14 protein-coding genes are annotated in these 15,079 nt (G+C 66.9%); 7 read left to right on the plus strand and 7 right to left on the minus strand.

Annotated features, from left to right (window positions below; translation table 11 throughout):
• The 3 genes from ACVOMC_RS05150 (at position 1) to ACVOMC_RS05160 (ending at position 3,028) form a co-directional block, all read left to right on the plus strand.
• Positions 1-1,164, plus strand: coding sequence for a COX15/CtaA family protein (locus ACVOMC_RS05150; protein ID WP_481523081.1), 1,164 nt, complete (start codon positions 1-3; stop codon positions 1,162-1,164).
• Positions 1,165-1,168: 4 nt separating this feature from the next.
• The gene (gene cyoE / locus ACVOMC_RS05155) at positions 1,169-2,062 is read left to right on the plus strand and encodes a heme o synthase (RefSeq protein ID WP_054659329.1); all 894 of its coding nucleotides are present in this window, start codon (positions 1,169-1,171) and stop codon (positions 2,060-2,062) included.
• Positions 2,063-2,218: 156 nt separating this feature from the next.
• Positions 2,219-3,028: a calcium-binding protein gene (locus ACVOMC_RS05160; RefSeq protein ID WP_481523082.1), complete on the plus strand. Its 810-nt coding sequence runs from the start codon at positions 2,219-2,221 to the stop codon at positions 3,026-3,028.
• A gap of 34 nt (positions 3,029-3,062) precedes the next feature.
• On the opposite strand, the gene ACVOMC_RS05165 is transcribed toward ACVOMC_RS05160, so the two are convergent.
• From ACVOMC_RS05165 to rpsU, 6 genes are all read right to left on the minus strand, one after another.
• The gene (locus tag ACVOMC_RS05165; protein WP_481523083.1) at positions 3,063-4,037 is read right to left on the minus strand and encodes a bile acid:sodium symporter family protein; all 975 of its coding nucleotides are present in this window, start codon (positions 4,035-4,037) and stop codon (positions 3,063-3,065) included.
• 53 nt (positions 4,038-4,090) lie between these two features.
• A complete protein-coding gene (locus ACVOMC_RS05170; RefSeq protein ID WP_481523084.1) occupies positions 4,091-4,588 on the minus strand; it encodes a protein tyrosine phosphatase family protein in 498 nt (165 codons plus the stop codon).
• A 21-nt stretch (positions 4,589-4,609) separates the two neighbouring features.
• Entirely contained in the window at positions 4,610-6,343 is a 1,734-nt protein-coding gene (gene dnaG, locus ACVOMC_RS05175) for a DNA primase (protein ID WP_481523085.1), read from the minus strand.
• A 57-nt stretch (positions 6,344-6,400) separates the two neighbouring features.
• A complete protein-coding gene (locus tag ACVOMC_RS05180; RefSeq protein ID WP_481523086.1) occupies positions 6,401-7,297 on the minus strand; it encodes a YihY/virulence factor BrkB family protein in 897 nt (298 codons plus the stop codon).
• 253 nt (positions 7,298-7,550) lie between these two features.
• Entirely contained in the window at positions 7,551-7,997 is a 447-nt protein-coding gene (locus tag ACVOMC_RS05185) for a GatB/YqeY domain-containing protein (RefSeq protein WP_481523087.1), read from the minus strand.
• Between the two features lie 146 nt (positions 7,998-8,143).
• Positions 8,144-8,359, minus strand: a complete 216-nt coding sequence (gene rpsU / locus ACVOMC_RS05190; RefSeq protein ID WP_002808376.1) for a 30S ribosomal protein S21 — start codon at positions 8,357-8,359, stop codon at positions 8,144-8,146.
• 198 nt (positions 8,360-8,557) lie between these two features.
• Here rpsU and tsaD point away from each other — a divergent pair, with 198 nt between their 5' ends.
• From tsaD to ACVOMC_RS05210, 4 genes are all read left to right on the plus strand, one after another.
• Complete coding sequence (gene tsaD / locus ACVOMC_RS05195) at positions 8,558-9,595, plus strand: tRNA (adenosine(37)-N6)-threonylcarbamoyltransferase complex transferase subunit TsaD (protein WP_057506608.1); 1,038 nt, start codon at positions 8,558-8,560, stop codon at positions 9,593-9,595.
• A gap of 147 nt (positions 9,596-9,742) precedes the next feature.
• Complete coding sequence (gene folB, locus ACVOMC_RS05200; protein ID WP_054660366.1) at positions 9,743-10,102, plus strand: dihydroneopterin aldolase; 360 nt, start codon at positions 9,743-9,745, stop codon at positions 10,100-10,102.
• Positions 10,103-10,250: 148 nt separating this feature from the next.
• On the plus strand, positions 10,251-11,513 hold the full coding sequence (locus ACVOMC_RS05205) for a mechanosensitive ion channel family protein (RefSeq protein WP_481523088.1): 1,263 nt from the start codon (positions 10,251-10,253) through the stop codon (positions 11,511-11,513).
• 115 nt (positions 11,514-11,628) lie between these two features.
• The gene (locus ACVOMC_RS05210; RefSeq protein ID WP_481523323.1) at positions 11,629-13,806 is read left to right on the plus strand and encodes a glycoside hydrolase family 3 N-terminal domain-containing protein; all 2,178 of its coding nucleotides are present in this window, start codon (positions 11,629-11,631) and stop codon (positions 13,804-13,806) included.
• Positions 13,807-13,865: 59 nt separating this feature from the next.
• On the opposite strand, the gene ACVOMC_RS05215 is transcribed toward ACVOMC_RS05210, so the two are convergent.
• Positions 13,866-15,029 carry a PQQ-dependent sugar dehydrogenase gene (locus ACVOMC_RS05215; RefSeq protein WP_481523089.1) on the minus strand — a complete coding sequence of 388 codons (1,164 nt, stop codon included), beginning with the start codon at positions 15,027-15,029 and terminating at the stop codon, positions 13,866-13,868.
• Positions 15,030-15,079 lie beyond the last annotated feature (50 nt).

Below are 15,079 nucleotides of genomic sequence, written 5' to 3' on the forward strand. Positions count from 1 at the left end.
ATGAATGCCTCCGCGCGTCCGGCGCTGTACCGCAATTTCCACCGCCTGGCGTGGTTCGCGCTGATCATGACCGCCAGCACCATCATGTTCGGCTCGTTCGTGCGGCTGTCCGATGCCGGCCTGAGTTGCCCGGACTGGCCGACCTGCTATGGCCGCGTCACCTGGCCGCAGACACAGATGGAAGCGGCCCAGCACGTGGCCAGCGAGATCCGTCCGCTGGAAACCCACAAGGCATGGCTTGAGCAGGTGCACCGCTTCCTGGCCGGTCTGCTGGGTGTGGAAGTGTTGACCTTGGCGCTGCTGGCGGCACGCCGGCGCAAGCGCGGCCTCGCGCAGATCATCACCGCTTCGGCGCTGGTGGCGTTGGCGATACCGCTGTATATGCGCGGCGAACATGTGGCTTCCAGCATCCTGGCCATCGGCGGTGAAGCGATTCTGCTGCTGGCGGCGCTGCGCTGGTCCAACATCGATCTGGCCCGCGCGGCGGTACTGACCCTGGCGGTGGTGGTATTCCAGGCGCTGCTGGGCATGTGGACGGTCACCTGGCTGCTCAAGCCGATCGTGGTGATGGGCCACCTGCTGGGCGGCATGCTGATGTTCGGCATGCTGGTATGGATGGCGTGGAAAGCCATCCACCTGCCGATCACGCTGGCCGAGGCGCCGCGCCTGCGCTGGTGGCTGCGCGCGGCGGTGGTGCTGGTGGCGCTGCAGATCGCGCTTGGCGGTTGGGTCAGTGCCAATTACGCGGCGCTGGCCTGTGGCGGCGGCAGTGCCTCGCTGGACAATTTTCCGCGCTGCGTCAGCCAATGGTGGCCGCAGCAGAACTACAGCGAAGGTTTCACCCTGTGGCGTGGCATCGGCGTGGACTACGAAGGCGGCGTGCTCGACGGCGCCTCGCGTATCGCCATCCAGATGGCGCACCGGATGATGGCTGTGGTGGTGGCGCTGTACCTGTTGGTGCTGTCGGTGCGGCTGTTCCGCCTGCCGGGCATGCGCGGCTGGGCGACCACGCTGGGCGCGCTGATCGTGCTGCAGGTCACGCTGGGTATTCTCAACGTCAAGCTGTCGTTGCCGCTGACGGTGGCGGTGATGCACAACGGTGGTGCGGTCGCCTTGTTGTTCGTACTGGTCACGCTGCTGGCGCGGCTGCGCGCGCCGGAGTGATGGCATGACTACAACCTGGCGCGATTACTGGGATCTGACCAAGCCCAAGGTGGTGGCCCTGATCGTGTTCACCGCGCTGGTGGGCATGTTCCTGGCGGTTCCGGCGTTGCCGACCATCGAACAGGTGCTGTCCGGCGCGCTGGGTTTCCTGGGCATCTGGCTGGCGGCGGCCGCGGCGGCGGCGATCAACCAGTTGCTGGATGCCCGTATCGATGCGCAGATGGCGCGCACCTCGTGGCGCCCGCTGGTGGTGGGCAAGGTCTCGCCGCGCCAGGTGCTGGTGTTCGCCGGTGCGCTCACCGCGTTGTCGATGACCATCCTGGTGCTGTGGGTGAACGTGATCACCGCGGTGCTGACCTTCGCCTCGCTGATCGGCTATGCGGTGATCTACACCGTGTATCTGAAGCGGGCGACCTCGCAGAACATCGTCATCGGCGGCCTGGCCGGCGCCACCCCGCCGCTGCTGGGCTGGGCGGCGATCACCGGCATGCAGGGCAGTTCCGACTGGGCCCATGCCCTGCTGCTGGTGCTGATCATCTTCATCTGGACCCCGCCGCACTTCTGGGCGCTGGCGATCTTCCGTCGCGCCGACTACGCCAAGGCCGATGTGCCGATGCTGCCGGTCACCCACGGCGTGCCGCACACGCGCAGGCAGATCCTGGTGTACTCGGTGGTGCTGGCGGTGGTGACCCTGCTGCCGGTGGCCATCGGCATGAGCGGCATGTTCTACCTGGGCGGGGCCACCGTGTTGAACCTGGTGTTTCTCTGGTACGCGTGGAAGATGCAGAACCCGCCGGACGAGATGTTCAACATGAAGATGTTCGGCTATTCCATCGTCTACCTGATGGCGCTGTTCGCTTTCCTGCTGGTCGATCACTGGCTGCTGCCGTGGCTGTGATCCCGGGCTGATGCGCCACGTATCGTTCCGCGGCTTCTGACCGCTGAACGGCAGGTCTGCACCGGTCGGGGGCACATGCGGCCTGGCCATGCCTTGAATTCGGCTGGCGCAACCGCCATCGCTTCTTCGACCCTTGATGGAACGAAGGACGCACGGATGCAGATCTGGACCCGCGTGATGGCCGCGCTGCTGTTGACCGCGGGGCTGGTCACGACGGCGCGCGCCGATGAAACCGCCATGCAGATACGCCAGCACGCCGGCGAGCATCGGCTGCTGGTACTGGGTGAATATCACGGCACACGCGAGACGCCGTTGCTGGTACGGCAGCTGGTCGATGACTACAGCCGCGATGGCACGCTGGTGGTGTTGGCGCTGGAGCTGCCGCGCAGCGAGGACGCGGCGTTGGCGGCCTATCTCACCTCCGAAGGTGATGCCGATGCGATGGCAGCCCTGCGCTCAGGGCGCTACTGGAGCGTGATCGGCGACCGCCACGACGGTCGGCGGAGCCACGACATGCTGGAGCTGATCGAAGCGGTGCGCGCGCTGCGGGTGCAAGGCCGTGCGGTGCAGGTGATCGGCTATGACCTTGTGGTCAGCACGCGCGGCAACCAGGTCCGCGATGACGCCATGGCGGCCAGACTCCGGCAGGTTTATGCGCGCATGCCGGGAAATGCGCGGATGCTGGTACTCACCGGAAATGTGCATGCCATGCGCCAGCGCCCGGCAGACGCACCACCAGAAATGCAGTTGCGGCCACTGGCCACCACGCTGGCCGATCTGGATCTGTACAGCGTGCGGCTGGACGCACGCAAAGGCAGCATCTGGGGATGTCTGCCGGATACCTGCAAATCGTTGCCGCTGCGCGATAGACCTGGCCGGGAGCTGCGCGTGAGTACCGAACCCGGCCGCCAGTACGATCTGTGGGTGTGGATGCCGGAGTTGAGCGTAGGACGGTTGCTGAAATGAGACCGCGGGGACGCGCGTACGTCGTCCCCGGCCGCTACTGCCCGTTCTGTCTGGCGTAGCGCTGCGCGATCAGCGCGCAGACTATCAGCTGCAGCTGGTGGTAGATCATGATCGGCAGCACGATCGCACCGAGGCTGCCCCCGGCGAACAGCACCTTGGCGATCGGCACGCCGGTGGCCAGGCTCTTCTTCGAACCGCAGAACACGATGGGGATCTCGTCGTAACGGCTGAAGCCCAGCCGCCGGGAGAGCCAGGTGATGCCCGGCATGGCGATGGCCAGCAGCACCACCGAGACCAGCGCGGCGGTCAGCAGGGACAGCGCCGGCGTCTTGTGCCACAGCCCCTCATTGACCGATTCGCCGAAGGCGGCATACACCACCAGCAAGACCGTGCCCTGGTCGGTGTAGCGCAGCAACGCGCGCTGTTTCTCCACCCAGCCGGCGATCCATGGTCGCAGCAGATGGCCGGCGACGAACGGCACCAGCAGCTGCAGCATGATCATGCCCACGGCGTGCAGCGGATTGGCGATGCCGCCTTCGGCGCTGGTGAGCAGGGTCATCAGCAAGGGGGTGAGGAACACGCCGAGGATGCTCGACAGCGAGGCTGCGCATACCGCCGCCGGCACATTGCCGCCGGCCATCGAGGTGAAGGCGATCGAGGACTGCACGGTGGACGGCAGCGCGCACAGGAACAGCACGCCGATGAACAGTTCCGGTGTGAGCGCCCAGCCGGCCAGGGGCTTGAACGCCAGCCCGAGCAGTGGAAACAGCAGGAAGGTGCAGCCCAGGATGACCAGATGCAGGCGCCAGTGCAGCATCCCGGCGAGGATGGATTCACGTGGCAGGCGCGCCCCATGCAGGAAAAACAGCGCCGCGATGGCCAGATCGGTGACGTGGTCCAGTCCGGTGGCTGCGGCGCCGGTCATCGGTGCGACCGTGGCAAGCGCGACCGTGGCCAGCAGGGCAAGGGTGAAGTTGTCCGGTCGCAGGCGCGACCACCAGTGCATCATCGGCAAGAGCCTCCTTTCAGGTGGATGATCAGGTGGATGAATGGCGCGCCCGCTCAGGGCGTGGGCGTCTCCAGCGTGGTGCGTACGACCGGTGCCAGCGATGTCAGGCCGGCCGCACGGCCGCGCTGGAGGGCGTCATCGATGGAGGCGCCATGGATGCGGGCCTCGATCAGCGCCAGCAGCGCGCCGGCGCGATTGGCCGACGCACAATGCAGCAGGGTCTTGCCGTCGCCCTGCTTGAGCAGGCGATCGAGCGTGCGCGCGTTGGCTTCGGTGATGTCGGTCGCGCCGCTGATCGGCAGGCGCACGTAGCGCAGTCCCAGCTGGGCCGCCAGGGCGGCTTCGTCATAGCCGCGATCCTCCTCCGGCCCGCGCAGGTCGATGACCGTGGTGACGCCGGTTGCGGCCGCCTCACGCAGCTGCTGCGCGCTGGGTTGGCCGGCGGTGATCAGGTCCGGGCGCGGCTGATGCAGGGGCGTGTCAGCGGCGAAGGCGCTGGCGCTGGCGCAGAGCATCAGCGTAAGCAGCAATGGCAGGCGGTGGATGTGCATGCAGATGTTTCCTTGCCGATGTCAGAGGCGCAGGCTGGCGCGGGTTTTTAGCAGTTCACGCAGTTCGTATTTGTCGGTGTCGTCCAGCCCCTGCTGGCGCTGTTTGGCCTGCAGTTCATCCAGCCGCTGCTGCAGCAGCTGCTTTTCCAGTTGGATCACCGCGTCCTGCAGTTCCTGCCCCCAGCTGGCCTCATCGCCGGGCAACACCTGTGCCGCCAGCTTGTGCAGGGCGGCCTGCTCCTCGCGGTCGTTGAAGTGCTCCAGCAGCGCGCCGGTGCTGATGTCCGGGCGTTGCTGCACCAGCTCCAGCAGCTCCAGCAGCAGCTCGATGCCCGGCAGGCGCAGGCCGGCAAAGGCGTGGTGGCCTTCCAGATTCATCGCCAGCGAGGGTTGCTGCAGCAGGATCGCGATGGCCGCGCGCACCAGGCTGCGCTTCTGTACCGGCACCGTGTTGCGCGCGGCAGGACGCGGCGCGGCGGGCATGGCGCCGGAGGTGCTGCCGATACCGGTCAGGCGCGCGAGTTCCTGTTTCATCAGGTCGGCAAAAGCGCCATCGGGAATCTGCGCCAGCATCGGCCGCGCGCGCTCGGCCAGGCGCGCCTTGCCGTCGAGCGTGCCCAGGTTGATCTCGCGGGTCAGCTCGTCGAAGAAGAACTGCGACAGCGGCGTGGCCTGTTTCAGGCGTGTATCAAAGCCCGCGGCGCCTTCCTTGCGCACGATGCTGTCCGGGTCCTCGCCATCGGGCAGGAACAGGAAGAACGCTTGACGGCCGTCCTTCATGCGGGGCAATACCGATTCCAGTGCGCGCCAGCCGGCGCGGCGCCCGGCGGCGTCACCGTCGAAGCAGAAATACACATCCGGCGCGTTGCGGAACAGCAGCTCGGCATGGTCCGGCGTGGTCGCCGTGCCCAGTGTCGCCACCGCCTGGGTGACGCCGAACTGGAACAGGCTGACCACATCCATGTAGCCCTCGACCACGATCAGCCGCTCGATCTTCTGGTTGGCCTGGCGCACCTGCCACAGGCCGTACAGTTCGCGCCCCTTGTGGAACAGCGCGGTCTCGGGGGAGTTGAGGTACTTGGGGCCGTCGTCCTTCTCGAACACGCGCCCGCCGAAGGCGATGACGCGGCCGCGGCGGTCGAAGATCGGGAACATCACCCGGTCGCGGAACTTGTCGTAGACGTGGCCGCGGTCGTTCTTGGAGAACAGGCCGACGCGCTCGAGCAGCTTCATGCGCCGCTCGTCCTTGCCCAGCGCATCCTTCAGCGCGCTGTAACCGTCCGGCGCGTAGCCGATGGCGAAGCGGGTGCGGGTGTCGGCGTCCACGCCGCGGCCATCCAGATAGGCGCGGGCCTTGTCGCTGCTTTCCAGCTGCTTCTGGAAGAAACGGCTGGCCGCATCCAGCGCCGAGTACTGGTCGCGGCTGTCGTCCTGCTGCTGCGCGGTGCGCGGACTGGTTTCGCGCGGGATTTCCATGCCCACACGCTTGGCCAGTTCATCCACCGCATCGAGAAACTCGAGGCGGTCGTAATTCATCAGGAAGCTGATCGCGGTGCCGTGCGCGCCGCAACCGAAGCAGTGATAGAACTGCTTGGTCGGTGAAACGGTGAACGAGGCCGAGCGCTCGTCATGGAACGGGCAGCGCGCCGCGTACTCCTTGCCCTGGCGCTTGAGCGGCACGCGCGTGCCGACCACCTCGACAATGTCGGTGCGGGCGAGCAGGTCGTCGATGAAGGCGTCGGGAAGTCTGGCCATGCGGCGAAAGAACACACCACCGTAAGGCGGTCATGGCAAAAGAGTGATGCAAGTGTACTAGGGTGCGGTGGCCCCGGCAGGCGCGGTGGCAGTCCTGCGCGCGACATGGGCGCGTTCGTCGATCACCGCGGTGATCAGTGCACCGGCGAAGAACACCACGCTGGCGTAGTAGACCCAGACCAGCATGATCACCAGTGCGCCCATCGAGCCGTAGGCGCTGCCGGGCGCGGTATTGGCCAGGTACAGGCCGATCGCGTAGCGGCCAAAGGTGAACAGCGCCGCGGTGATCGCGCCGCCGAGAAAGGCCTGGCGCCAGTCGACCGGGCGGTCGGGCAGGTAGTGGTAGAGGAAGGCAAAACCCAGTGCGTACAGCAGCAGCGTCGTGGTGTAGCCCACCGCCGGCAGCAAGGAGGGCAGTTGGGCGAAGACCACCTGCAGCGCGGTGGTGGCGACCATCGAGACGATCAGCAGAAAGCCCAGCGCCAGCACTACGCCGGCGGAGAACACGCGTTTCTTCAGCCAGCCGGCAAAGCCGTCAAAGCGGGTCGAATCGGTACGGAAAATCAGGTTCAGTGCCGCCTGCAGCTGCGCGAACACGACGGTGGCGCCGATCAACAGCAAAGCCAGGCTCCAGATCCCGGCCAGCGAGCCCAGATCGGGCTGGGCGCGGGCATTGGCGATCACGGTCTGCGCCACCGCGGCAACGCTGGGCCCGGCCAGCGACACGATCTGATCGATCAGCGCCTGCTGCGCGGGCGGATACAGCGAGGCGGTCAGCCACAACAGCAGTATCAGCAGCGGGGCCAGTGACAGCAGGGTGTAGAACGCCAGCGAGGCGGCCTGGGTCATCACATCGGTGTCGATGAAGCGGCGTACCAGTGCGGCCGGCAGGCTCTGCTGCAGGCGTTCCAGGCGGGATTTGAAGGTGTGCAAAGCGGGGCGGCTCGCTGGCATCGGTGGTCTCGGCTGAAGGCAGGGCGTTGTTCTAGCAAAAGCGGGCGTGGGCCGGGATGAAACGCCGGTGCCGGGCGTGGCGTCGGGAACTGCGTGGCGTTGCCGCCGTAGGGGCGGGAAGGCAGGGTTCCGGAGCGTGCTTCATGTTCCATACCGAGGGCTCCGGAGCGCTGTGCTGGCGGGTCTGCGGCAGTTGCGCAAACGACAAGGCCCGCGTTGGCGGGCCTTGTCGGGACAGCGCGGGCGGGCCGGTTCAGCCGGCAAAGGCCTGCTTGACCAGCTTGGACACCAGGCCCATATCGGCCTGGCCGGCCAGCTTGGGCTTGAGCACGCCCATCAGCTTGCCCATGTCGGCGGCGCTGCTGGCGCCGGTTTCGGCGATGGCGGCGGTGATGGCGGCCTGGATCTCGGCCTCGCCCATCTTCGCCGGCACGTAGCGCTCGATCACCCCGATCTCGTCGCGCTCGATGGCGGCCAGGTCTTCACGGTTGGCGGCTTCGAACTGGGTCACCGAGTCCTTGCGCTGCTTGACCATCTTGTCGAGCACGGCGATCACCGCGGCGTCGTCCAGCTCGATGCGCTCGTCCACTTCCCGCTGCTTGATGGCCGCGTTGATCAGGCGGATCACGCCCAGGGAGTGCTTGTCGCCGGCCTTCATGGCGGCTTTCATGTCATCGGTCAGCTGTTGCTTCAGGCTCATGGATCACCTCGTTGCGGGATCGGGAATACGGTGAGGCGCTGGGAATAGTCAAGCGCCGCGAACGCGAAAAGCCGGCCACGCTTGCGCGTGCCGGCTTTTACTCCAGGACGGAAGGCCAGAGCCCCCCGTTCAGGAGTCACGTACGATCAGTACAGCCGCTGACGCTTGGTAACGTCACGCGAGGAACGACGCAGCTGGCGCTTCACGGCGGCAGCAGCCTTGCGCTTGCGTTCCTGGGTCGGCTTTTCATAGAACTCGCGCTTGCGGGTTTCGGCCAGCACACCGGCCTTTTCGCAAGTGCGCTTGAAGCGGCGGAGAGCAAACTCGAAGGGCTCGTTCTCGCGGACTTTAACGCTGGGCATGGAATCTCCGGGACACAATGAAACCGGGTCACGCCCGGCGAGCCGCGCATTATATCGGCTTTGGCGAGCCATGCAAGAGGGCAGGGCCAAGCAGGTCATCCGCCTACGCGCGGCCAGTGGCGGCGAGCCCGCCGCTGCAAGGCTGCGGGCGGATCTTGATGCATCGCCAAGACCTCCGCGCAGGTCCACAATAGTGGCATGAAAGTTCTCGGTATTGAATCATCCTGCGATGAGACCGGCGTGGCGGTGTACGACACCGGCCTGTCCGGTGCGGCGGCGCTGCGCGCCCATGCGGTCTACAGCCAGATCGCGCTGCACGCTGAATACGGTGGAGTGGTGCCGGAACTGGCCAGCCGCGACCACGTCCGCAAGACCCTGCCGCTGATCCGGCAGACCCTGGACGAGGCCGGCATCGCCATGTCCGAGATCGACGGGGTGGCCTACACGGCTGGGCCCGGTCTGGTCGGCGCGCTGCTGGTGGGTGCAGGGGTGGCACGCGCGCTGGCCTGGGGGCTGGACGTGCCGGCCATCGGCGTACACCACATGGAAGGGCACCTGCTGGCGCCGCTGATGGAGGATGATCCGCCGGAGCCGCCGTTCGTGGCGCTGCTGGTGTCCGGTGGCCATACCCAGCTGATCGCGGTCGACGCGATCGGCAGGTACCGCCTGCTCGGCGAAACCCTGGACGATGCCGCCGGTGAGGCCTTCGACAAGACCGCCAAATTGATGGGTCTGCCGTATCCGGGCGGGCCGCAGCTGGCCAGGCTGGCCGAGACCGGTACGCCCGGGCGTTACAAGTTCGCCCGTCCGATGACCGACCGCCCGGGGCTGGATTTCAGTTTTTCCGGTCTCAAGACCCAGGTGTTGCTGGCCTGGCGCGACAGTGACCAGAGTGAGCAGACCCGTGCCGACATCGCGCGTGGTTTCGAGGATGCGGTGGTCGACACGCTGGCCATCAAGTGCGGACGTGCGCTGGATGCGGCCGGCTGCGATGTGCTGGTGGTCGCTGGCGGTGTCGGCGCCAACAAGCGGTTGCGCGCCAAGCTGCAGGATGCGGCGCAGCGCCGTGGCGGCCGGGTGTGTTTCCCGCGTCCGGCACTGTGCACCGACAACGGCGCGATGATCGCCTTTGCCGGTGCCCTGCGCCTGCAGGCCGGCCAGCACAGTCCGGCCGAGATCAAGGTCACTCCGCGCTGGGATATGGCCACGCTGCCGCCGCTGCACGCCGGCACATGAGCAACGCTGCGGCACAGATGGCCGTCTTCCCGATGAAGGCGGCCAATGGGCACGAAAACCCGCGTATTTGGCCAAGTGCCGTCAGCATCCACCGCAGACTCAGCAAGCTGCCGTTACCATGGCCATTCATTCACTGCGACGGATGCAATGGACAAGGTATTCATCGAAGGGCTGGAAATCGACGCCCTGATCGGCATCTACGACTGGGAGCGGCGTATCCGCCAGACGCTGGTGTTCGATCTGGAAATGGGCTTTGACAACCGCAAGCCTGCCGCCAGCGACGACATCGTCGACACGCTCAACTACAAGGCGGTGAGCAAGCGCCTGATGGAGTTCGTGCGCGCCTCCGATTTCGGCCTGGTGGAAACACTGGCCGAGCGTTGCGCGCAGATCGTGCTGGACGAGTTCAACGTGCACTGGCTGCGGTTGAAGCTGAGCAAGCCCGGTGCGGTGCGTGGCGCTCGCGCGGTCGGCGTGATCATCGAGCGCACGCGCGCGGCAGACTGAAATCCCGCCTGACTTTGCCACGTCCGGCGGTGGGCCGGGCGCGGCAGCGGCACGCCCTCCTTCTGGTCGCCACCTGCGACGGCCCGGCCCATCCGCGGCGGGGGCTGGAGGTGCGTTGCTGCAATCCCAACAAGAGGAACAACACGCGATGGCGGTAATCGGAATCCGTTGGCTGGACCAGTTGGAAAACCTGCTGGCGCCGTATCCCATGGCCTATCCGGCGGTGGTGCTGGTGGCCCTGCTGCTGCTGGCCTGGCTGGCCAACTTTCTCACCAAGCACATCCTGCTGCGTGGTCTGCGCAAGGTGATCGAGCGCTTCTCCGGCCCGCAGCACAGCGCCCATCACTCGCTGCGGGTGGTCGCCCGCCTGGCCAATATCGTGCCTTCGGTGGTGATTGCCGTCGGCCTGGCGATCGTGCCGGAACTGCCGCCGGGACTGGTCAAAGGCCTGCAGGCCCTGGCGCACTCGTGGACCGTGCTGACCATCGCGTTGGCGGTGTCGCATGCGCTGGATGCGTTCAACGCGTTCTACGAGCGCCGCGCCGATGCGCGCAACAAGCCGATCAAGGGCTTTTTGCAGGTGGCCAAGATCGTGGTGTTCGTGTTGGCCGGGTTGTCGATCGTGGCCACGCTGGCGGGAGTGAAGCTGCTGCACGTGATCACCGGCCTAGGCGCGGCCACGGCGGTGTTCATGCTGATCTTCCAGGACACCATCCTGTCGCTGGTGGCCAGCGTGCAGATCAGCGGCGATGGCCGGGTACGGATCGGCGACTGGATCGAGATGCCCAGCCAGAACGCCGATGGCGACGTGATCGACATCGCCCTGCACACCGTCACCGTCCAGAACTTCGACAAGACCGTCACCACCATCCCGACCAAGAAGCTGGTCACCGAGTCGTTCAAGAACTGGCGCGGCATGCAGGAGGCGGGCGGGCGCCGGATCAAGCGTTCGCTGTATCTGGACCAGCACAGCGTGCGGTTTCTCGATGCGCCGGGGCTGGAGCGGCTGGGCCAGTTCCACCTGCTCGACGACTACCTGGCCAGCAAGCAGCAGGAGCTGGGGCAGTGGAACGCGCAACTGGCCGCGCAGCACCCGGAGCCGGTCAACGCGCGCCGCTTGACCAACCTGGGCACGTTCCGCGCGTATATCGAGCGCTATCTGCGCAGCCATCCGGACATCAAGCAGGACATGACGCTGCTGGTCCGCCAGCTGGCGCCCACCCCGCAGGGTCTGCCGCTGGAGATCTACTGCTTTGCGCCCACCGAGTGGGCAACCTACGAACGTACCCAGTCCGATGTGTTCGACCACCTGCTGGCGATCCTGCCGGAGTTCGGTCTGCGGGTGTTCCAGGAGTCCAGCGACGCGATGTTGATGAGTGTGCGTGAGCAGCGCATGGCGCCGCGGGACTGAGCATGGCCGGTGTCGCCAGGCTGGCCGGTGGCCTGCAGGTCCGCGCTGGCCCGGCGCTTAACATGCGCGGCGCTAGAATCCGCGCTTTGCAGCTGTCTTGCCCAAAGGACTTCCGGTGGCCTCGGACCGTATCGAATCGCTGATCGCGCGCATGACCGTGGAGGAAAAGGTCGGGCAGCTGGGGGTGTTCGCCGACATGGTCCGTCCGTTCGCGCCGGACGTGAACCCGGAGGCGAACGTGCGCAACGCCGAGCAGGTGCTCGAGCAGGTGCGCGCCGGCCGGGTCGGCTCGCTGTTCAACGGTGTCGGCGCTGAAGCCGGGCGCCGCATCCAGCAGGTCGCGGTGGAGCAGAGCCGGCTCGGCATTCCGGTGATCCTGGCCGCCGACGTGATCCACGGCATGCGCACGGTGTTTCCGATTCCGCTGGGCGAAGCGGCCAGCTTCGAGCCGGAGCTGGCCCGCCGCACCGCCCGCGCCACCGCCATCGAGGCCACCGCTGCGGGTATCCACTGGACCTACGCGCCGGCGGTGGATATCGCCCGCGACCAGCGCTGGGGCCGCGGCGCCGAAGGTGCCGGCGAGGATGTGGTGCTGGGCTGCGCCTTCGCCGCGGCGCGGGTGCGCGGCTTCCAGGGCGATGACCTGCGGGCGGATGACGCACTGCTGGCCACGCCCAAGCATTTTGCCGCCTACGGCGCGGTGGCGGGCGGCATGGAATACGCGCAGGTGGATATCTCCCCGCAGACCCTGCGTGATGTGCACCTGCCGCCGTTCAAGGCGGCGTTCGACGCCGGCGCGCTGGCGGTCATGAGTGCGTTCAACGACATCAACGGAGTGCCGGCCAGCGCCAACCACGCGTTGCTGACGGGTATTTTGCGGCAGGAGTGGGGTTTTCCCGGAGTGGTGGTGTCCGATTACACCGCCGACATGGAACTGGTCGCGCACGGCTACGCCGCCGATGAGCGCGATGCCACCGCCAAGGCGTTTCTGGCCGGGCTCGACCTGAGCATGCAGAGCGGCTTCTATGCCGAACACCTGCCGGCGCTGGTCGAAAGCGGGCAGGTGCCGATGGCGCTGCTGGATGAATCGGTGCGGCGGATGCTGCAGCTGAAAGAAGCCATTGGCCTGTTCGATGATCCGTACCGCTCGCTGGACCCGCTGCGCGAAGCCGATGGTTCCCCCGTCGCCGCCCACGATGCGCTGTCGCGTGAGGCAGCGCGGCGTTCGATCGTGCTGCTGAAAAATGACGGCGGCCTGCTGCCGCTGCGCACGCGCGGGCAGAAGATCGCGCTGATCGGCCCGTTCGGTCCGGACCGCGACAACATCGAAGGCTGCTGGACGCTGTTCGGCGACAAGGCGCGCTATGTGCCGTTGGACAGCGGGCTGCGGGCGCAGCTCGAAGACCCTGCGTCGCTGGAAGTCGTGGCCGGTTGTGCGCTGGAGGCCCCGTTGCCCGGTGGCATCGAGCAGGCGGTGGTCGCGGCCCTGCGCGCCGACGTGGTGGTACTGGCGCTGGGCGAGCCGCAGCAGTACAGCGGCGAGGCGCAGTCGCGGGTGGAGATCACCCTGCCGCCGGCGCAGCAGGCGCTGGCCGAGGCGGTGGCGATGACCGGCAAGCCGCTGGTGGTGCTGCTGCGCAACGGCCGCGCACTGGCGCTGCAGGGCGCGGTCCGCGATGCGCAGGCGATCGCGGTGAGCTGGTATCTGGGGACGCAGACCGGGCATGCGGTGGCCGATGTGCTGTTTGGCCGCTACAACCCCTCGGCGCGTTTGCCGGTCAGTTTTCCGCAGGTCTCCGGACAGCAGCCGTTCTACTACAACCACCCCCGGACCGGTCGCCCGGAACTGCCGAGCATGTCCGAGTTCAAGGCGCGCTGGCGCGAAATTCCCAATGCACCGCTGTATGCCTTCGGCCATGGCCTCAGTTACACCACCTTCGCCTACGGTTCGCCGCAGTTGAGTGCGCCGCAGCTGGAGTGGAATGGCCAATTGCGGATCACCACCCGGGTCACCAATACCGGCAGCGTGGCCGGCGAGGAAGTGGTGCAGCTGTATGTGCATGACCGCGTCGCCAGCCGCGTGCGCCCGGTGCGCGAGTTGAAGGCGTTCACCAAGATCGCGCTGGCGCCGGGCCAGTCGCAGTCGGTGACGTTCCACCTGGACCGCCAGCAACTGGCGTTCACCGGTGTGGATGGCCAGTTCCGTGCCGAACCGGGATTGTTCGATGTGTGGGTATGCGCCTCCTCCGTCAGTGGCGAGGCGGTGACGTTCGAGCTGCTGGCGCCGCCCTGAGGCGGCAATCCACGCCGTGACGCATGCGCCACCGGAGTGGCGGCGCAGGCGCAGGCGGCTCAGCCGGCCTTGGGCGTGAGTTTGAGCAGCCGGCCGCCCTGGCCATCCTTCTGGTCTTCCAGCAGCCAGATGGCGCCGTCCGGGCCCTGCTCCACTTCGCGGATCCGCTGGCCCATGTCGAAGCGTTCGGCTTCGCGGGCCTTCTCGCCATCAAAGGCCACCCGCACCAGCGACTTGGACGAAAGCCCGCCGATGAAGCCGCTGCCCTGCCACTGCGGGAACAGCGCACCGTTGTAGATGATGAAACCGGCCGGTGAGATCACCTGCCGCCAGGTCACTACCGGGGCGATGAATTCCGGGCGGGTGTCATGGTCGGGAATATCGCGACCGTCGTAGTGGTCGCCGTTGGAGACGATGGGATAGCCATAGTTGCCGCCGCGCTGGATCAGGTTCAGCTCATCACCGCCCCTGGGGCCCATCTCGTGTTCCCACAGTCTGCCGTTGGCATCGAATGCCAGGCCCAGCGCATTGCGATGGCCCAGTGACCATACCTGGTCGGCCGGCGCGCCTTGGGCCACGAACGGATTGTCCGCGGGAATGCCGCCATCGTCATTGAGGCGGATGATCTTGCCCAGATTGGCCTTCATGTCCTGGGCCGGATCGAACTTCTGCCGTTCACTGGAGCTGATCCACAACTTGCCATCCGGACCAAACGCCAAACGATGGCCGTAGTGGCCGCCGCCACTGACTTTCGGGGTCTGTCGCCAGATGACCTGCGCCTCGCGCAGTTGGCCGCCGCCGTCGGCATCGAGCACCAGTTTGGCGCGTGCCACCGCCGCGCCGCGAGTGTCGCCATCGCCTTCCTCGGCGTAGCTGTAGTAGACCAGCCCGTTGCCGGCGAACTGCGGATGCGCGACCACATCGCCGAAACCGCCCTGGCCGCCATAGGCCACGGCCGGTGTGCCGCTCACCACGCCGCGGTTGCCGCTGGCAGGGTCGAAATGGATCAGCTTGCCGCCCTTCTCGGTGATGAGCAGGCTGCCATCTGGCAGGAACGTCATCGCCCACGGCTCGCGGAAGCGGGCGACGTCGGTGACGGCGAAAGGCCAGTGCGCGGCTTTCACCGCCGCGTCGGCAGCGGGATCGGGTGCGGCGGCGCAGGCGCTGGTGAACAGGATCGGGGCCAGAGCCAGGGTCATGGCCAGCAGCGTGGAACGGGGCATGGGGATCTCCAGTGGCGGGAAGCGATGTCCAGGGGCGTGTTGTACCGCAT

It is taken from the genome of Stenotrophomonas sp. STEN014 (assembly GCF_056760315.1).